The 18606-nt window shown below is 48.0% G+C and carries 21 protein-coding genes and 2 riboswitches; of the genes, 6 read left to right on the forward strand and 15 right to left on the reverse strand.

Going from position 1 to position 18606, the window contains the following annotated elements:
- Window positions 1–44: 44 nt before the first annotated feature.
- A riboswitch (TPP riboswitch) is annotated at window positions 45–148 on the reverse strand.
- Window positions 149–198: 50 nt separating this feature from the next.
- From ACXQIQ_RS10570 to ACXQIQ_RS10620, 11 genes are all read right to left on the reverse strand, one after another.
- The gene (locus ACXQIQ_RS10570) at window positions 199–996 is read right to left on the reverse strand and encodes an energy-coupling factor transporter transmembrane component T family protein (RefSeq protein ID WP_439302139.1); all 798 of its coding nucleotides are present in this window, start codon (window positions 994–996) and stop codon (window positions 199–201) included.
- Window positions 997–2424, reverse strand: a complete 1428-nt coding sequence (locus ACXQIQ_RS10575) for an ABC transporter ATP-binding protein (RefSeq protein ID WP_439302140.1) — start codon at window positions 2422–2424, stop codon at window positions 997–999. It abuts the gene before it with no gap.
- Window positions 2417–3010 (reverse strand): ECF transporter S component, encoded by a 594-nt coding sequence (locus tag ACXQIQ_RS10580; protein WP_439302141.1) that lies wholly within the window; start codon window positions 3008–3010, stop codon window positions 2417–2419. The genes ACXQIQ_RS10575 and ACXQIQ_RS10580 overlap by 8 nt, the downstream gene beginning before the upstream one ends.
- A gap of 2 nt (window positions 3011–3012) precedes the next feature.
- Window positions 3013–3711 carry a thiaminase II gene (gene tenA, locus ACXQIQ_RS10585; RefSeq protein WP_439302142.1) on the reverse strand — a complete coding sequence of 233 codons (699 nt, stop codon included), beginning with the start codon at window positions 3709–3711 and terminating at the stop codon, window positions 3013–3015.
- 104 nt (window positions 3712–3815) lie between these two features.
- Window positions 3816–3925, reverse strand: a riboswitch (TPP riboswitch).
- Window positions 3926–4213: 288 nt separating this feature from the next.
- Window positions 4214–4846, reverse strand: coding sequence for a response regulator (locus ACXQIQ_RS10590; RefSeq protein WP_439302143.1), 633 nt, complete (start codon window positions 4844–4846; stop codon window positions 4214–4216).
- Window positions 4839–5888 carry a sensor histidine kinase gene (locus tag ACXQIQ_RS10595; RefSeq protein WP_439302144.1) on the reverse strand — a complete coding sequence of 350 codons (1050 nt, stop codon included), beginning with the start codon at window positions 5886–5888 and terminating at the stop codon, window positions 4839–4841. The genes ACXQIQ_RS10590 and ACXQIQ_RS10595 overlap by 8 nt, the downstream gene beginning before the upstream one ends.
- Window positions 5885–6616, reverse strand: a complete 732-nt coding sequence (liaF, locus tag ACXQIQ_RS10600) for a cell wall-active antibiotics response protein LiaF (RefSeq protein ID WP_439302145.1) — start codon at window positions 6614–6616, stop codon at window positions 5885–5887. The genes ACXQIQ_RS10595 and liaF overlap by 4 nt, the downstream gene beginning before the upstream one ends.
- 127 nt (window positions 6617–6743) lie before the next feature.
- A complete protein-coding gene (locus tag ACXQIQ_RS10605) occupies window positions 6744–7391 on the reverse strand; it encodes a PspA/IM30 family protein (RefSeq protein ID WP_439302146.1) in 648 nt (215 codons plus the stop codon).
- A gap of 27 nt (window positions 7392–7418) precedes the next feature.
- Window positions 7419–7769 carry a lmo0954 family membrane protein gene (locus tag ACXQIQ_RS10610; protein WP_439302147.1) on the reverse strand — a complete coding sequence of 117 codons (351 nt, stop codon included), beginning with the start codon at window positions 7767–7769 and terminating at the stop codon, window positions 7419–7421.
- Window positions 7770–8262: 493 nt separating this feature from the next.
- A complete protein-coding gene (locus ACXQIQ_RS10615) occupies window positions 8263–9021 on the reverse strand; it encodes a C40 family peptidase (protein WP_439302148.1) in 759 nt (252 codons plus the stop codon).
- Window positions 9022–9263: 242 nt separating this feature from the next.
- The gene (locus tag ACXQIQ_RS10620; protein WP_439302261.1) at window positions 9264–10340 is read right to left on the reverse strand and encodes a nitric oxide synthase oxygenase; all 1077 of its coding nucleotides are present in this window, start codon (window positions 10338–10340) and stop codon (window positions 9264–9266) included.
- A 170-nt stretch (window positions 10341–10510) separates the two neighbouring features.
- Between ACXQIQ_RS10620 and ACXQIQ_RS10625 the strand changes: the two genes are divergently transcribed.
- Together ACXQIQ_RS10625 and ACXQIQ_RS10630 are read left to right on the forward strand one after the other, a co-directional pair.
- The gene (locus ACXQIQ_RS10625) at window positions 10511–10888 is read left to right on the forward strand and encodes a nuclear transport factor 2 family protein (protein WP_439302149.1); all 378 of its coding nucleotides are present in this window, start codon (window positions 10511–10513) and stop codon (window positions 10886–10888) included.
- Between the two features lie 50 nt (window positions 10889–10938).
- Window positions 10939–11145: a YwbE family protein gene (locus ACXQIQ_RS10630; RefSeq protein WP_439302150.1), complete on the forward strand. Its 207-nt coding sequence runs from the start codon at window positions 10939–10941 to the stop codon at window positions 11143–11145.
- A gap of 222 nt (window positions 11146–11367) precedes the next feature.
- Here ACXQIQ_RS10630 and ACXQIQ_RS10635 read toward each other — a convergent pair whose 3' ends face one another.
- Both ACXQIQ_RS10635 and ACXQIQ_RS10640 read right to left on the reverse strand, forming a co-directional pair.
- Window positions 11368–12111 carry an SAM-dependent methyltransferase gene (locus tag ACXQIQ_RS10635; protein WP_439302151.1) on the reverse strand — a complete coding sequence of 248 codons (744 nt, stop codon included), beginning with the start codon at window positions 12109–12111 and terminating at the stop codon, window positions 11368–11370.
- Between the two features lie 18 nt (window positions 12112–12129).
- Window positions 12130–13269, reverse strand: coding sequence for a DEAD/DEAH box helicase (locus tag ACXQIQ_RS10640; RefSeq protein ID WP_439302152.1), 1140 nt, complete (start codon window positions 13267–13269; stop codon window positions 12130–12132).
- A 174-nt stretch (window positions 13270–13443) separates the two neighbouring features.
- Between ACXQIQ_RS10640 and ACXQIQ_RS10645 the strand changes: the two genes are divergently transcribed.
- The 3 genes from ACXQIQ_RS10645 (at window position 13444) to ACXQIQ_RS10655 (ending at window position 16333) form a co-directional block, all read left to right on the forward strand.
- Window positions 13444–14685 (forward strand): cytochrome P450, encoded by a 1242-nt coding sequence (locus ACXQIQ_RS10645; protein ID WP_439302153.1) that lies wholly within the window; start codon window positions 13444–13446, stop codon window positions 14683–14685.
- 53 nt (window positions 14686–14738) lie between these two features.
- Window positions 14739–15662, forward strand: coding sequence for a ketopantoate reductase family protein (locus tag ACXQIQ_RS10650; protein WP_439302154.1), 924 nt, complete (start codon window positions 14739–14741; stop codon window positions 15660–15662).
- Window positions 15663–15754: 92 nt separating this feature from the next.
- The gene (locus ACXQIQ_RS10655) at window positions 15755–16333 is read left to right on the forward strand and encodes an MEDS domain-containing protein (RefSeq protein WP_439302155.1); all 579 of its coding nucleotides are present in this window, start codon (window positions 15755–15757) and stop codon (window positions 16331–16333) included.
- A 116-nt stretch (window positions 16334–16449) separates the two neighbouring features.
- Here the strand turns inward: ACXQIQ_RS10655 and ACXQIQ_RS10660 are convergent, their stop codons facing one another.
- Window positions 16450–16581, reverse strand: a complete 132-nt coding sequence (locus tag ACXQIQ_RS10660) for a hypothetical protein (RefSeq protein ID WP_318290009.1) — start codon at window positions 16579–16581, stop codon at window positions 16450–16452.
- Window positions 16582–16940: 359 nt separating this feature from the next.
- Here ACXQIQ_RS10660 and ACXQIQ_RS10665 point away from each other — a divergent pair, with 359 nt between their 5' ends.
- Complete coding sequence (locus tag ACXQIQ_RS10665) at window positions 16941–18344, forward strand: alanine/glycine:cation symporter family protein (RefSeq protein ID WP_439302262.1); 1404 nt, start codon at window positions 16941–16943, stop codon at window positions 18342–18344.
- A gap of 32 nt (window positions 18345–18376) precedes the next feature.
- Here the strand turns inward: ACXQIQ_RS10665 and ACXQIQ_RS10670 are convergent, their stop codons facing one another.
- Window positions 18377–18544 carry a hypothetical protein gene (locus ACXQIQ_RS10670; protein WP_439302156.1) on the reverse strand — a complete coding sequence of 56 codons (168 nt, stop codon included), beginning with the start codon at window positions 18542–18544 and terminating at the stop codon, window positions 18377–18379.
- Window positions 18545–18606: the final 62 nt, after the last annotated feature.

Consider the following 18606-nt stretch of genomic DNA (forward strand, 5'->3'; position numbering starts at 1 on the left):
CTTAAGCGTAAAGAGTGGTCCTCATATAGTAGTAATCCTATTATATACGGTATCGGCCACTTCCCTACGCTGGTACCAACCAGATCAGGTTCAAAGGGTCTGGAAGTTCGTCTTCCATCTCAGTCATTCGACTCCCCTAGTGAAACTATTGCCAATATTCAGTTGTTTCTTCTACTGTAACACCCAACTCTCAGAAACTCAACTTTCATATCGAACATCCCCGACTGGGAATAGCGGCCACAACTCGGCAGAATAGTAAGATAAGAGAATAAGAGCAACGAACGAAAGGATGAACAATCCATCTGTTTTGGAATAGCCAATTTGATAATAAAAAGTACGCTTTGTTGCATCGGAAAACCGCTTCGCTTCCATTGCGACCGCTATCCGGTGCGCCCGGCGGATACTTTGGGAAAGCAGCGGAATCGAGTACGATTTCAGTTTGAAAAAGAACGAACGGATACCCCGTTGTTGTTGGACACCCCGTACTCTCATCGCATTCCGGATCGTGAAGAATTCCTCAATCATGATGGGGATTAAGCGCATCCCCGCCATGAAACTATACGCGTATTTCGGCTTCAGCTTCGCTTGCTGCATCAAAGAGTAAAACAGGTTGACCGGGCGAGTGGTGAGCGTGAAGGTAAGCCCAAGCGTCGCGAAAATGAGTGCCCTGAACCCGAGGTGAATCCCTCTGTAAAAGCTTTCTTCCGTAATGTGAATGAGCCCGAACTTGAACCAGGTCGTTTCCCCTTTTCCAAAGAAAATCATCGAGGTCGCCGTCGAGACAAACACGAGGATGAACGGAATCATCAGCAGTGCGAGCCGCTTTTTTGGATGACCGGAAAAAAACCAGAACAAGAGGAATGCCCCGGACGTCAGGTAGATCAACCAGTTCAGCTGGTGAACAAACAGAACAAAAAGAAACATACCGACCATGAAGAAGAGCTTCAAGGTCGGATTGATTTTATGCAACCACGTTTCGTTGTATTGGAATTCCATTTACAAACACTCCATTACAGGTTCTCGTTCTTGGGTGTGAACGAGCCGATCTTCTGTTAACAAGCCGTTTTCGATTGTCCAAATTCGAGTCGCGAAATGCTCCACGACCTGTTCATCATGCGTGACCATAAGGATGGTCGAGCCTTCCTTCTGGTAGTCTCGCAACATCTCAAGGAGCGCAAATGTATTTTTCGAGTCTTGACCGAATGTCGGTTCATCCAGCAACAGGATTGGCTGATTCCGAACGATTGAAGCCGCTACCGACAACCGACGCTTTTGTCCCATTGAAAGCTGGTACGGATGATGTTTTCGGAACGAAGTGAGGTGGAAACGCTCGAGCAGTTCGTCCACCATCGCACCCACTTCCTGTTGGGGTCGTTTTTCTACCCGCAAACCATACGCGATCTCTTCATAAACCGAATTCGTCACAAACTGGAACTCAGGATTTTGGAAAACGAACGTAAGATCCTTCGGAAGCTTTTTGACGGGCTTACCGTAAAGCTCGTACGCCCCCGATGTTTTGATGAATTGCATGAGCGCGTGTAGTAGCGTCGATTTGCCTGCTCCGTTGTCACCTGTTACCGCAATCCATTCACCTTTGTAGACCGTCGCTTGGGGCACATGGATTTTAGACTCTTTTTGCCTTAACCCTTTGAACTCCTCGAGTCGAATGATAGGTTCGGTTGAAGCGACGACCTTCTTGGGTGGCTCATAATCCTTCCAAACACCTGGGTACCAAATGCCTTGTGTGTGCATCGTTTCTTGATATTGCGACAGGACGTGTTGCTTCGGACCATCGGCAATGATTTCCCCTTCTCCGTTAAAAAGGACGATCCGATTGATCAGGTCGATGACGTGCTCCAGCTTGTGCTCGACGATGATGAGCGTCTTGTCTTGGCTGATTGCTTTTACCGTATTCCAGATGTCTTCTGTCCCTTGCGGATCGAGCAACGCCGTCGGTTCATCCAGAAACAGCACTTCCGGTTCAAGTGCTAATACCGATGCAATCGCGAGGCGCTGTTTCATCCCGCCTGACAACGTATGGATATTCGTATGGATGTTGTCGAGCTCAAGACCCACGGCTTCTAAAAGCTGACGAATCCGTGGACGCATTTCCTCTCGAGGGATGCTCTGATTTTCCAATACGAAGGCGATCTCTTCATCCACATACGGCATGCAAAATTGAGCGTCCGGGTCCTGGAAGATATAGCCCCAGGACGCCGGTTTCTCAATCGATTCTGCTTTCATTGGCACTTCGACAGATTGTGGTATGATGCCGGATAACACTTGCAAGAGCGTCGACTTTCCGCATCCCGAAGGACCGAGGAGCAGAACCTTCTCCCCTTTTTCAATGTGAAGGGAAAGGTCCTTGAACAGCAATCCGCTGTCTCCAGGGAATTTCAAGCGGAGTTTTTCAACGTTAAGCATGTTCGCGTTCGTCTAGTGCGTCGTAATCCTCTTGGGCAGCTGGTCGGACAAGGCTCGTTACCCCGGTTTTTTCAAGCGCTTTTACAAGTAGATAAGCAGCCACACCCGCAATCAGGATCGATCCGATGATCCGAAATCCGAGGAAAAGCGACAGGTTCCAGAGCGCGAGATCCTCGATATAGCCTTTGTAGAAATCCATGATGATGGAGCCGATCGCAGAACCGATAGCTGCAAGACTGACTACCCCTACGTCAAAGCGCTTGTAGCGGAACGCCATGAATACGAGCTCCGCGAAAAGTCCTTGCACGACACCGAAGAGGAGCACTTCTAGACCCCACTCAGAGCCGACGAGGAATTCCCCGGATGCAGCGGCCACCTCTGCTAGGAAAGCGACGCCCGCCTTACGGATGATCAGGAATGCGACGGTCGCAGCCATGAACCACATCCCGTAGATGAGCTGATCGACGTGGAGTCCGAACGGTTTGACGAAATAGTAGAGCGGTCCCCATAGTTTGTATACGATTCCGAACACGATGGCGATGACGATCGTGACGAGGATATCGGTTAATTTCAGTCCTTTGTTCATGTTCATTCTCCTTTTCCAAGTGGTACAGTCTTGTTCATCGAGATCGGCCACTCTTCAAGCGTGTATGCCATATTCCAGAACTCGTATTCATACTGGCTACTAATCAGGAAATGTTCCTTCATTCGTTCGCGATCAGCTTCTGTCACCGTTTCAGCAATCTGATCAAGTCGGTCGATCTGCTCTTTCACGAGCGTTTCGAACCAGTCTCCGCCGTACGCCTCGATCCATTCTTGATAGATAGGCTCTTCCGGCTTGAACCCCTTCATCTGTTGACCGATTTCGTAGTATAGCCAATAACACGGTAAAATCGCAGCGATGATGTCACCGAGATGTCCGTTGTAAGCGGCGCGATACATGTGGGATGTGTACGCATATGCGGTCGGTGAAGGCTTGAAATTCTGGCGTTCTTCCTCTGTGATGCCGAGCTGTTTCGAGAAATTTTCATGAAGCGAGAGTTCCGCTTCGTAAGTCCCTTGCGCGTGGGCAGCCATACTTGCAGTCGTCACCATGTCGTGTGATTTCGCAGCACCGAGCGCTTGCACTTTAGCAAAGTGCGACAGATAATACGCGTCTTGCAGAACGTAATAACGGAAATTCTCGAGCGGAAGTGAGCCACCTGCGATGCCAGTTACGAATGGATGATTGAAGCTCGCCTCCCAGATCGGGTCTGCTTCTTTTCTCAGAAACTGTGAAAATTTCATTAGATCAATCCTCTCCTTTTCCAGACGACCCACTATCACCAATAAAAAAACCACTTTCCATAACGGAAAGTGGTCGTATGTTTCGGCACATAGTCGGTATATGTAACTTCCAACCACCACTTCCCTACGCTGGTATCAACCAGATCAGGTTCCAAGGGTCTTAAAGCTACACTCTAATCTCAGCCTTTATGAGAAGGCACCCCTAGTGGATCGTCTATTGAATTATATTTCGATGTAATCGTACCACTATTCTTCAGATTGTCAACTTGAAAATCGAGCAGGTGACTTTTTCTAGTAAAAGATGACTATAATTTTTCTTTAAAAATGAAATGTTGGAACATTTTCTACCTACTTGATTTTCGTTTGAACTTGGGGAACTTTCCTCTAATTTGTGGAACTTTTGCTCTGACTTGTGGAACTTTCACTTCAACTTGGGGAAGTCAGCACTTTTTTACTACACGCGCCCCAACAAAAAAGACCTGCCCGAATTCTCGGACAGATCTTATTTCACGAGCGAATTTTTAAAAGCATAGATGACAGCCTGCGTGCGATCCTGCACTTCGAGCTTGTCGAGGATGTTGCTGACGTGGGTTTTCACCGTCTTTAACGCGATGATGAGTTCATCGGCGATTTCCTGGTTCGTTTTCCCTTCCGTCATGAGCAGCAGAATTTCCCGCTCGCGGTTCGTCAGCTCTTCGTGAGGAGGCCGTGCGTTACCGCGCCGCATCTTCGTCATCATTTTCCCAGTGACCTCAGGCTCCAACACCATCTCACCGTTAAAAGTCGCACGAACAGCATTGGCGATTTCGCTCGCCTTCGACGTCTTCAGCATGTAGCTCGTCGCACCGCTCTCGAGCGCTGGATACACTTTTTCATCGTCCAAAAAGCTTGTCACGATGATGATTTTCGCTTCTGGCCACTGGGCGATGATACGTTTCGTCGCCTCAATCCCGTCCATTTCTTTCATGACCAAGTCCATCAGGATAACATCAGGTCGTAAATCCAGCACGAGATCGACAGCCTCTCCACCATCGCTCGCTTCCCCTACGACTTCAATATCCGGCTGATTCGACAAATAAGACGATACGCCGATCCGCACCATTTCATGATCATCTGCAAACACGACTTTAATCATCGTTTTCCTCCTCCTCTCGAATGACTGGAATCCGCACTTCGAGGCGTGTCCCTTTGCCCGGCACACTGACGATCTTCATCGTTCCGCCAAGCTCCAACGCCCGTTCATGCATGTTTTGCAATCCGTATGATCCAGTTTTACTCGATTCAACGTCAAATCCGACACCATCATCGACCACGCGCAGCAAAACGGTTCCTTCCCGCTCAAGGCAGAGCACTTCCAACGTGGTTGCCTTCGCATGACGGAGTGTATTCGACACCGATTCCTGTAGAATCCGGAACAAGTGGTCTTCCACACCTTTTTTCAGCTGAATGGATTCGACTTTCCATTCGATTTCTAGCGGGACTTTCTGTGCCAGTTCCATGAGCAGTTCCTGGATGCCCTCTTCGAGTGTTTTACCTTTAAGCGCGACCGGCCGTAAATGTAAAAGCAATGCCCGCATCTCAAGCTGGGACTGATGAATCATCTCTTCAACGAGGTTTAATTGCTTTCGTTCCCCGTCTGTTTTCGCAGCACCTGATTCGTTGACAGCAGACATCAACATCGAGGCGGCGAAAAGCTGCTGGCTGACGGAATCGTGCAGCTCACGGGCCAACCGGTTCCGCTCCTCACTGACGACTTTCTGGATCCGTTTTTCTTGGTCCTCCGCACGCTCATTGGCAAGTTTTTGAGAAAGCTTCGTCTGTTCCGACACGTGCTGTTGCACTTTCTCTACCTGTTTCCACATCAGCTCGATTTCCTGCGTTTTTGAGACGGATGGCTGCTCCTCGACAGGTCGTCCTTGGCCCAATTGTGTCAACGCGGCCGTCATTCCTTCGAGCTGCTTACGCCAATACATCCCTGAAGTGAGTCCAAACGCAACGCCGACTAGAATGCTGACTCCAGGTGCAAACAAGATGAATGGCAGATCGAGGATTTTCTTTTTCCATAACAAGGACCAGCTCGGCAACGGATAGGCGAGTAAAAACACGCTCAACAACAAGATGAAAACTGTAGTCGCAAGCGCAATGCCCCAGACAATTTGGCGATGCACGATAGTCATGTCCGCTTCACCTCGAGATCTCCGACGATCATGGAGGTGACGATTTTCACCTTCTGTTGGGCTTGATCGTAGCTTTCAGACTGGAAAGAGACGGTCTGGTTCAGCATTTTCGGCTCATGATGCTCGAAGATTTTGCCGGTACCCGCAATGACAGAATGCGTCGCACTCACGTCCATTTCATACGGCACTAAAATTTTCACATTGCCGATGAAGCCTCGGATGACGATGACCGATTCGCCCTTCGGCAGGACGGTGTTGCTCAGGTCGATGATCGTATCTCCGATGCCGCATTGGATGTTCACGTCGTGCCATTCATATGCGTGATCAGGCGTCGATTGCCGCCCGAACAGCATATTTTTCATAAAAGGAGTGCGCTTGATCGTCGGTCCATCGCTTGCAACCGTCGGATTATCCTGGATTGTCGGCTCGATGTAAGACGGCGCTTGCTTGGACTGCGCAAACCGAAGCACCGCATAAATCAATATGGCAAAAAGTAAAAACTTGATGGCAAGCGTGTTCAGGAGCGTGACGAAAAATCCGATGATACCGCCCCAGAACAGCAGCTTACCGAAGGAAGACCGATACTTTTTCCGACCGATGTAAATCGCACCAGCTGCGATCGCTAAAAGGATGATGGCATCCGGTCCTTGAAATGAAAGTTCAAGCAACAGCAAAACTACGCCGATGATGATCAGCCAGCTGATGTGATCTGTTTTTGTCTGCGTCATTGTATAGTCCCCCTCCCGATGCACGTTCATTTCTATATGGACACTTTTCTTTTTTAGAAAAGTTTCTGCTCTATTTTGAAGAAGGCGTAGCAGTACCACGCCTTCCTTTTAGCATACCATTATTCGTTTAGACCGTAGTAGGATTTTCCTGATTTTTCATCTCTTTTTCAAGCTGGGCGATCCGCGCGTCAATCGTGTGGCGGTGATAGCCTGTGTTCACTTGATGCTCGAGGCGATCAAGGTAGCGCTCCATTTCGTCGAAACGTGAGAACGATTTGTTCGTGAACTGGTTCGATGCCATCACTTTGTCCATTTTATGGTGCGCGCGCGTCATGTTCTCGCGGCCCATCAGCTCCATGCGCTTGATGTACATATCCTTCAGCTTGTGCTTCATTTCCTCGTATTTCTGTTCGAGATCGTCTAGCTGCTTTTCAGCCTGCTCTTTGGATGTCTTGAGGCGAGCAGATCGCGCGCTGTATTGCTCGTATTCTTGCTGAGCGAATTTGTGCAGCTCTTCCTCTCCTGCTTTTGAAGCGATCTCCGCTTGATACTTCCGCTTTTCTGTCAGTTCTGCCGCTTTTTCATATTCGCGGGTGAATTCTTCGCTGAGCAGATATTGTCGTTCAACGAGCTTCCGGACTTTCTCGACTTCCTTTTCACATTCGCGCAAATATTGGTTCAGGAGCGCAATTGGATTCTTTCGCTCTTTATCGTCGAGCATTTCGTGGAAATCCGCTTCGATTGTATTTTTGATACGGTTAAAAAGTTTCGCCATCTTTCATTCTCTCCTTTTTGAGATTAGTTAGTTACGGTTCAATTCGGCCCATTCGCGTTCAAAGTTCGTGAACGGATCGTCGTCTTTCGGTTCAACTGGTGTGCTGTCGTCCTTTTTCCATTCCTTGTACACGATATATAAGATGTACAGGGCAGCGATTCCTAGGATGGCAGGTACATTGGATGCTGCGACGCTTAGTGCAATGAATCCTACCACTGCCCAAAGCACTTTCTTGGATGTCTGATCAGTCTTGGTGAACTGCTTGACGGAGTAGTAGAGGACGACCAAGCTGATCGCGAGTCCGATGATCGGACCGAGATTCGCGATTGCGATGATCGCAGCGATTGCTCCTAGGATGAAGAGTCCTAACTTTTTCATCGATTTTGTTCCCTCCTTCTTTTCTTGTTTCTATCGTACCTTGGTTGCGGTTTTCCTATAAGGAGCCTCAGCTTTAACTTTCACTAAGACCTGAGACGTAGAGGGGAGTAAGTGAAAAGCTGTTCAGTACCAGGCACCATTCCGGAAGCCTTGTGTCACAAGGGATGAGGAATGGTGCCTGGCACCGTTTTGAATGCGTTGGGTGGCAAGGAGTTTGATTCGGTGCCTGGTACCTTCTTCTGCTCTTTTATTAAAAGTCGGGGGTGTTTTAGAAAATCTAGGCAGGGTTTTAGAAAAACGACTAGAGGTTTTAGAAATAAAGGGGTTCGTTTTACAAAAATCGCCCTTAGTTTTATAAATCGGGTACTTTTACTACAGAAAGCCGCTCACCTCACTCCACCTGAAATTCATATCACACAAAAAACACCCGCCACATGTTGTGACGGGTGTTTTTTAGTTTGGGGGATTATATGGGTTGTTTTCACTGTCAGTTTTATTTAAACGACTTCACACCAAGATAGTGCTCTTGCCAATAATCAATGGTCAGGTCGCTGACTTCGACACCATCTGAGCCGGCGTGAATCATCTTGTTATCGCCGATGTAAATTCCGCTGTGAGAAGCGCCTTCCGTGTCATATGTTCCTTCGAAGAAAACAACATCTCCGACTTCTGGCGTTTCAACCGTTTCACCATCGTATTTCCACATATCGCTTTCTTTGCGGTGAAGATCGACTCCGACTTCACCAAACACGTACTGGATGAAGCCACTGCTATCAAAGCCGTCTGGTGTTGTGCCTCCCCAGACATACGGCGTTCCAATCAAACTTTCTGCAATCTCCACTACTTCTGATTCCGATGCTTGATCATCCTCACTCGGTTGGAGGTCCACGGAATTCGTCGTTTCCGATAGTGCTTCAAGTGTTTTAGGACCCGCGATGCCGTCAGTCGTCAGACCACTCTCCGCCTGAAAATCCTTCACCGCTTGCTCTGTGATCGGTCCGAAAATGCCATCGAGGTTATATGTATAATAACCCAGCTTTTCCAACTCCGTTTGCAGCGTTTCTACTTCTTGACCACGATCTCCTTTTTCAAGCAAATCCACTGTTGGTTGACTAGTAGATTCACCTTCTTCAACAGGCTTCGAATCCGCATTCGCGAACACCCCGTCACTCATGACTGGTGAAAGCGCCAGTGACGTTACCAAAGCCGTTGAAATCACATACTTTCGTGCAGACACTCTTGATGTAAACATTCCATTCCTCCTCAGTGAACTTTGTTTCACAATCGTGCTGAACCTGCTTGAAAAAACCTTGTCTTTCAAGCATGCATCCAGTCTATCAAACAAGTTCTGTAATGAGGTTGCACCCGTGTTAAGGGGGCTTGATATTCTTTTTACACCGCAAAAACCCTACCTCTGCAAGCAAAAATCGCACTCAGCAATCTTTTTCACACATAAAAAATACCCACCACAACGTGTGATGGGTTCGTATTTTGTCATATATATGGTTTTTCCTGATAAAAATAGATCGGTTTGACAGTTCGGTTCTTATACGGTTTATGGAAAATATGGGTCGTGGCTGGAGACATCGGCGGAATGAGCCACACCCAATTGCCAGTCACATCTCTCCCACTCGACTCTTCCTTCTCTTCGAACTTTTTGAATTGCTGCGCGGCGGTATGGTGATCGACGATGCTCACCCCATCGGCTTTGTAAGAATGGAGCACCGCGACATTCAGCTCCACCAACGCCCGATCCTTCCAGAGCGTCGCATTCGTACTCCGGTCCAGATCCAGAATTGACGCCACTTTTGGCAGCAGATCATAGCGATCCTGATCGGCTAAGTTCCGCGCTCCGATCTCCGTCCCCATGTACCAACCGTTGAATGGCGCAGCCACATACTCGATCCCGCCGATTTCAAGCTTCATGTCAGAAATCATCGGCACCCCGTACCACTTCACATTCAGATCTTCAAATGCCTCATAGTGCGGATGGCGGATCGGCACTTCTAGCACCTTGTCATGAGGAATGTCGAACCACACCGGATCTTCACCGCACACCTGAATGACATGGGGCAACACATCGAAATGGGTCCCTTTTCCCTTCCAACCGAGTTCCTGACATTTTTTCGTAAAATCAATCGACGCCGGGTCTCCGACAAATCCATACTCCGTTTCATATCCTGCATATCTAATCAGCTGGTGGTTCCATATCCGCACCGGGTCTTCTCCATTTTTACGAGGCTTAAAAATAGTGATCGTCGAGCGGATCTTCCCGCCGTTCGTCGCATAATCGATGTGCCTCAGAAGCGCATCGCGCACCTCTTCTGCTGACTCCGCTTCCCGTTCATCAAGCACTTTCAAGCTCTCCCAGAACAACCGCCCGATACACTTGTTGCTGTTGCGCCAAGCGACACGCGCGCCGTACTCGATCTCTTCAAATGTATGTTCATAATGCCCGGTCTCCTCAATCTCCTGCAGCACTTCATCCTTGCGCTCGTGGATTTCGTGCTCTGGTTTACCGAGCTCTGTATAACAATTCATGATGAATTCCATTGCTTCATGTTTCAAAATATCGCTCAAGTTGTACCCTCCAATGAAGCTGGGGCTAAACTCCCAGTCCGTCATTGTTTCAGTATAGCACGAACAGGTACCTTTCATCCTAGCGAGTGCTTGCCGTGTCAATTCGTTACAGGAATCAACTTCTCTCTGTAGAAAACAACTTTTAAGGAGGCGATGGTAAAATGAATGCAATCCATGAGGTGATCGAGCAATATTTTGAAAGCTGGAATAGAGCATTTGAAAGCAAGAATGGCGAGGAAATCCGCACGTATTTTTCCGATAGTTTCGTCGGGTATTGGGGGAATTCCGAGGTCGAGCAGCCGATGGTGTATGACCGTGATTACGACCTCGAAACGGTCCTGGGCCAGTATGGGGAGGCACGGAAAAGCTTCGAACCGTTCTCCATCACCGAACGGAAAACGGATGAAGAATACCTGGTGATGGGTACAGAAATCAATGTAGTCAACGGTGTTCCGCACCCAGCGAAGTGCATGTTCGTCTGGCAAAAAGAGAACGGATCGTTGAAATTGCGGCGCGAATTCATCGAACTGGAGAGATAGGTGGTATACTAAGCAAAGGCAAGTGACTACATATCTTTTGAGGTGTAAAAATGAACGGACAAAATCGTAAGGACATATCAGCTGGCTTAGAGGTTGATATCGTATTGAAAAAAGACCAACGAACAGGGAAACGGACACGCGGAGTCGTCAAAGATATCCTCACGAACTCCAGTTTCCACCCGCATGGCATCAAAGTGAGGCTTCAAGACGGCCAAGTCGGCCGAGTTCAGGAGATTATCTCTGGAAAAAGCGATTGATCAGAACGAAATCGGCATCGATTTCGGCCATTTGAAGGCTTGTTTTAGAAAAAATGGGGTGAGTTTTGCAAAAAACGGGACTGGTTTTGCAAAACTTCCGTATTGTTTTAGAAATTCCGCTCGCGGTTTTAGAAAATCGTACCCCCGTTTTAGAATTCGGGTCTTTTTTCCTAGAGCCCACTATCAGTAGAGGGACTGTCTTCACGACAGTCCCTCCTCATCTTACTTTTTATAAAACAGATAGAGCCCGAAGCCGAGCGTGTCCCGGCCCCAGCGCAAGTAAGTGTTGCGCCACTTGCGGATCCGATCGCTCATCCATCCGACGTCCGAGTCGTCCGGATGCTCGACGCAATATTTTTCCACCGACGATGAATAGAGCCATTCATAATGATCCCATTCATCTTCGTTGGTGACGGCTGCCCACATTGGAATCAGCCCGAGCTCTTCACCGACCCGGATGTTCTCCGCATGGGTGTGAAGCTCCTCCTCTTTCGCTCCGAGCGCTTCTAGGTACTCTGCCTCAGGCTGCTGCTTCCAGTATCCTTCACCAACCAACAGATAGCCTCCTGATTTTACCGAACCACTCATCGCTTCCAACGTAGCTCGATAATCTCCGATCGCATGCGTCGCTCCGAGACAGATTGCAGCATCGAAAGTCTCCTCATACTGCGTCATCACTTGCTTCGCATCTTCATTCACGATTTCTAATCGGCCGGTGTCGATCCGAGGAAATGCATTGTCCCGAGCCTCGTCAATGAACGCTTCCTCAATTTCTATCGCTGTTCCGAACAACTCATAGCGCTCGATCAAATCGATCAACACGCCACATTTTCCGGCACCGATATCGAGTACGCGCGCATCTTTACGGAACGGAATCTTATCGAGCACACCCATCAATTTGTCATGGCTGATCGGGTTACAGATCTGATGATTTTCGTGCGCAATGACGGAAAACTTGTTCCCCACAAGCATGCCCCCTCTTCTCTAGTGATCGTCTACCATTTCTCCTGCGTAAAATTTCTTTTTCTCAAGGCGCAAATCGAGTTTGTTCGCGATGCGTTTCAACGTCTTCTCCTCGGCTGGTGTCACAAGCGATACGACGGTTCCACTCGCTCCCGCTCGTCCGGTTCGACCTGCGCGGTGTAGATATTGATTTTCGTCTTCTGAAATGTCGACCTGAACGACATGAGTCAGCCCTTTAATGTCGAGACCACGCGCAGCAACATCCGTTGCCAGCAGCAAGTTCGACTTGCCTTCCCGGAATTGCTTCAACGCGGTTTGCCGCTCCGTTTTTTTCATCTCACTGTGTAAAAGGTCGGCCGGAACACGGTTGTAATCGAGTTTTTCTGTAATCACGGAGAGTTCACCAATCTCGTTCCCAAAGGCAAGACCTTTCACACCTTTCAAACGGGACAGCTTCTCCAGGTTTTTGATTTTATCGCGACGGTCGCTCACCACATAAACATGCTGAACGTTTGTGTTTTTTCGCGGCTTACGGTCCACTTTCAACACTTTCGGTTCGACCATGAAGCTGCGTCCGATTTCCTCTGTTTTCTCCGGCATTGTCGCGGAAAAGAGTAGCACCTGGCGTTCAGCAAGCGTCGACTTGATGATCGATTCGATCGTCCCGATATGCTCAGGGACGAGCAATTGGTCCCCTTCATCTAAAACGATCGTTTTCACTTCATGCATCTTCAGCTTTTTCGACTTAATCAATTCTTCGACACGTCCAGGCGTCCCGAGAATGACTTGCGGGCTCTTCTTTTTCAGCTTTTCGATCTGCCGTTTGACGTTCGCCCCGCCGATGAGGGATGCGCCGGAAATGCCACTGCCTTCCGCCCACTTCTGCACCTCTTCGAAAATCTGCATGACGAGTTCTCGTGATGACGCCATGATCAAGGCTTGGGGGTCCTTCGATTTCGGATCCACTTTTTCTAAAATCGGCAGCAAATACGCGAGGGTTTTACCCGTACCGGTCGGGGATTCTGCGATCACATCCGTCCCTTCCAGGATAGCCGGAATCGCTTCATTCTGGATTGCGGTCGGTTGTTCGAACTGGGATTTCTCCCATGCTTTTTGTAAAAATGGCTGAGTGATGTTCAGCGTTTCTAACGTGCTTGTCATATTTATATCTCCTTTAATGAAGGGTTCATCCAATTTCTATTGTCGTCCGTTACGGAAACTTACATACAAAACACTTCCCTACTAGCCTACACCATGTCCTACTCCATGAATAGTGGCGAACCGGCAAAGTCCTCAAAATCCCGACAAGGAATTTTTTCCCAACAGTCGAATACAGTGATAAACCCAACTTTCAAGGAGGATATGATGACCAACGATACAGCTTTACTACAGGAAAAGTTCAGAGACAACCCTTACGCATATTTCGATCAGTTCCGGAACAATCCGATTGAAACCGTCGATTTTCTGGGTTTCCGCACCAATGTTGCAACCGGCTATCAAGAAATTGAAGCGATCCTGAAGGACCCTCGGTTCATTAGAGAATGGCGTAAAGTCGCTCCCCCTGAACAAGTCGTCGAGCCGCCAAAACGAGTGCAACCCGTCGTTTACCTGATGAACAACATGATGCTGTTCCGTGATGCTCCGGACCACACCCGGTTAAGAAGTCTCGTCAACAAAGCGTTCACGCCACGGATGGTCGAACGGCTTCGCCCGCAGATCGAAGAAATGGCGGATGACCTCATTGAACGAATGAAGCAGAACGATGAGCATGAGCTGATTAGGGACTTTTCCTATTATCTACCTGTTGTCGTAATCGCCGAACTGATCGGCGTTCCGCGTGAAGACCGCGAGTACTTCCGGAAATGGGCAGACGCGTTCGTCCGGTTCATTGATTTCAATGCCGATTATGAGGGGATGGAATTGGTCGCGGACGATATCCGTGATTCCGCCGAATACTTCCGCTCGCTCATTCAGAAGCGTCGAGTCGATCCCCGTGAAGACTTGATCAGCGGGTTAATTCAGGCGGAAGAAGCTGGCGATTCGTTGAACGAAGACGAAATGGTCGCGACGTGCCTCCTGCTCATGATTGCCGGACATGAAACGACCGTGAACTTGATTTCGAACGGATTTTACCTATTGATGAAGCACCCTGAGCAGCTCGCTTTGTTAAAAGCAGACCCTTCCCTAGTCCCGAATGCTGTTGAAGAAACGCTCAGGTATGAGCCACCGGTCCTCTTCACTTCGCGCATCGCCTCGGATGACATGGAGATGTTCGGCAAAGAGCTGAAGAAATCACAGGAAGTCATGGTTTTGCTTGGCGCAGCCAACCGCGACCCTCGGGTGTTCGAAGAGCCAAACACCTTCGATATCACGCGTAAAAACATCAAGCATCTCTCCTTCGCATCAGGCCCGCACTTCTGCCTGGGCGCACCGCTCGCGCGACTTGAAGGGCAGATAGCATTGGTGAAGCTGGTCACCCGCCTGCAGAACCCGACGCTTTTACAAGAACCGGAGTGGCGGGACAACATTATCTTCCGTGGGTTCAAGACCTTGCACATCAACGCAGGTGTGATCTAAGTTTTCAATGTAAACAAGAGTGGGTACACAGTTAGTAAAAGGAGGGAAAGGATATGAATATCGTCGTACTAGGCGCTGGTGCCATCGGTGCTTATTTCGGAGGAAGATGTCAGGAAGCCGGTCATTCTGTGCAGTATTTGGTCCGCTCCAACCGCGCTGATCAGTTAAGGAAGAACGGCTTAAAGCTATACAGTAAATGTGGAGATTACGAGGTTGAAGACTTACAGATTGCTGAAGACCCGGAGGATATCCACCATGTCGATGTGGTCATCCTCGCTGTGAAAGGTTATCACCTGAATGAAGAATTGATGTCGAACCTGAAGGTATTGGTACGTAAAGGTGCGGCCATCCTCCCGCTATTGAACGGTATTGAACATATCTCTTACCTACAAGATGAACTAGGCGAAGAAAACGTCATTGGCGGTTTATGCTATATCATTTCAACTCTGGATGACAACGGACACGTCGTCCATTCAAGTAATCAGCACGACTTGATCTTCGGTCCTCTTCATCCGTCACAAACGGAACTGTGCAAGGAGCTTGAGGACCTGTTCGACCACGCCAACATGGCTGGTGTATTGAGCAGCAACATCCTGCTCGGTCTATGGAACAAATACATGATCATCACAGCCTTTTCCGGCGTGACGACCGCAGGTGATGTGAATCTCGGTACGCTCCGGGATACGTCGAAAACGATGAAGCTTACTGAAGAAGTGCTGCATGAAGTCAAGCTGCTCGCCATTGCGAACGGCATCAACCTGACGGAAGATCATATTGAAAAAGCGAAAGTGTTACTGAGCGGTTTTCCAGATGAAGCGACATCCTCCATGCACCAAGACAAAAGGAAAGGCATGCAGATCGAGGCGGATCACTTGCTTGGTGGTGCATTGCGTATGGCTGAAAAAGAAGGCTTGAAACTGCCTCACATCGAAACGCTCTACGCACTTCTGAAACCGTACGAATTGGAAATGAAATAACAATTACTTGATGTTTGAAAGTATTTTTAGTGAATTAAAGGATTTTCAAGGTTTCCCCCGAAGTAACTTAGTAAAGGGATTAGGTTAAAGGGGTGATTCACTTGAAAATTATTATGAACGAACTTTTCCGTGAGGAGAAAAGTATCCATGTACTTTATGCGTATCATGGCATGGAAAATTACATCAACATGGTTGTGAAGTTTACCCAGGACGGCATTCGAGATGGAGATTATGTCATACTGATTGAAAATGATCCTCTCTTCCGGAGGATTAAAAAAGTGTTAGAATCAAAACTGACGCAAGAGGAAATGAAATATGTTCACTGGGAGAATAGTTTTGACTTCTATTTCTCGAGCGGCAGCTATCATCCTCCGGCAATCTTGGAATACTTCAATAATATGATTCAACCCTATTTACAGACTCAATCAACATTCCGGACGTGGGCACATGTCGAATGGGCTTCCATGGAAGAACCTCTTCATATCATTGAAGATTTGGAAAGACCAGTAGATGAAGCAGTAAGGCAAATTTCGTTTCCGTTGATTTGTGCTTATCAGGGAGAGCGTATGCCTGATTACCTTAAGAAGATTTTGATGGAAACACACCCATATATTTTGATGGAAGATGACTTCGTCACTTCCGAACAATATAAGAGAACCGTTGAAAAGTAGGAACCTTCTCATGCATGAGAAGGTTTTTCCTTTATTGATTTCACACAAAAAAGCTGTCCCGGAAGAACGATCGCTCTACATCGTTCAGTCCATGGGACAGCTTCTTTATTTCTGTATTATGTTTGCGGCTTTTCCTTTTTCCGTTTCTCTGTGTACTCTTTGGCGAGTTTGACCGTCTTCGAAATGACCTTCTGAACATCAATACCTTTTTTGCGCAGGTTCTCGATATGAATGTCTGTACTTGTCATGCCTCTCAAACACTCCAATCAAAATTTTTAGAAAATTTTCGGCCGTTCAGTTCAAGTCTCCACTTCATGTATACCCTAATTCTGTGTGCTTAACCCTGCTTTTTGATGTTTCATCCAATCTTTACGTTTTTAACTTAAAAAGGTTTCAACATTTTTTATCCATTTCAATTTTATCACAATTGCCTAGCATCTGTGTTTGTCCTTTTCATGGCACTTCTTGCGTGTTGTACACATTTTTCGTACCAATGGACTATTTTGTGGGTCCGTATTTATTCGACTTTTCAACTAGGAGGTTTTTGGGTATGGAATAAAAAGACATTATAGAGATAAAGTTTGAAGGGAGTAAAGTCGTGGATATTATATCTTGGATTGAAACATGGGTAGCCAACGCATCGAACTTTTTATGGACTTATCTTCTTGCATTTTTACTGATTGGAACAGGGATTTTCCTGACCATCAGATTGCGGTTTTTCCAGTTCCGTTTTTTCGGACATGTCCTGAAAAACACAATCGGACAAATCTTCAGAAAGGACAAGCACGAAGGGACGATCACTCCGTTCCAGGCATTCACTTCAGCACTCGCCTCGACCGCTGGTGCGACGAATATCGTCGGGGTTCCTATCGCGATTGCACTCGGTGGACCTGGTGCGCTCTTCTGGATGTGGCTCGTCGCCCTGATCGGGATGGCCACAAAGTATTCCGAAATCATGCTTGGGGTCAAATACCGTGAAAAGAACAAAAAGGGGACTTGGGTCGGAGGACCACAGTATTATATTAAGAAAGCTCTAGGCTGGGATAAAGTCGCCATCGGTTTTGCCTTTTTCCTCATGATTGAAGCGATTCCGAGCTTGATGGTCCAATCCAACTCCATCACCACCCAGGTGGAAGGCGCATTCGGTTGGAGAACCGAAATCACAGGCGCAATCATGTGTGTGCTCGTCGCACTCGTCGTGTTCGGAGGTATCCAACGGATTGCAAAAGTGACCGACAAAATGGTGCCATTCATGGTACTTACATACTTAGCTGTCGCATTGACGGTCATCTTTGCAAATGTTGGTGAGCTTCCAAGCGTGTTCGGCCTCATTTTCACGCACGCGTTCACACCGATTTCAGCAGCAGGCGGTTTTGCCGGAGCAGGTTTTGCCCAAGCACTCCGTTGGGGGATTGCACGTGGCCTATACTCCAACGAAGCCGGGCTTGGTACCGCACCAATCACCCACGCTGCCGCACAAACCGACCACCCTGCGCGCCAAGGACTTTGGGGCATTTTCAGCGTATTCGTCGATACGATCGTCATCTGTACAATCTCTGGTTTCGCCGTGCTCGTCACCGGAACGTGGACCGAAGTGAAACCCGAGAATGCCTCGAACATGATTGGAACAGCATTCGGGACATTGATGGGAGACTCTCTCGGTGGAAGCTTCATCGCTATCTTCCTCTTGTTCTTCGTCATCACGACCGTTGGCGTGCTCATCTACTTTGGTGAAAAACAAGCCGAGTACCTCTTCGGCTACAAGTTTTCCAAAATCATGAGGATCGTCTACATCGGTGCGATCTATGTCGGCGCAATCGGCGGATTGCAGTTCGTCTGGCAGTTCCTTGACCTGTTGCTTGCCTTCGTCCTCGTCTTCAATGTCATTCCGCTCCTCTTCCTGCATAAGGAAATCCGAGCAATGACCGATGACTACATCAATCGTTATTATTACAAGAAAAAAGGCAAACCTTCCGTCCAGTTGTTCTCCGATCAAGATGTAAGTCAATAAGTAAGAGCCTGCTCCGTGCAGGCTCTTTTTCATTACCACTGTTCCTTATTCGAATTCTGCTCCTCTAACAACTCGAGGATCTGTTCGTTCTGTTCCGTCTGTTCAGCGAGCAGTTCTTTAATCTCCTTCATCATCACGAGCATCGAGTAGGCGAAGTACACAGCACCACCCACAATCAGGATTTGAAAGATGTTCAGCATCCATCGCTCCCCCTTCACGCAACCCTTTTACCTATATAGTTTGCCATGGATCGCGAAAACCC

It is taken from the genome of Pseudalkalibacillus sp. Hm43, from assembly GCF_054170705.1.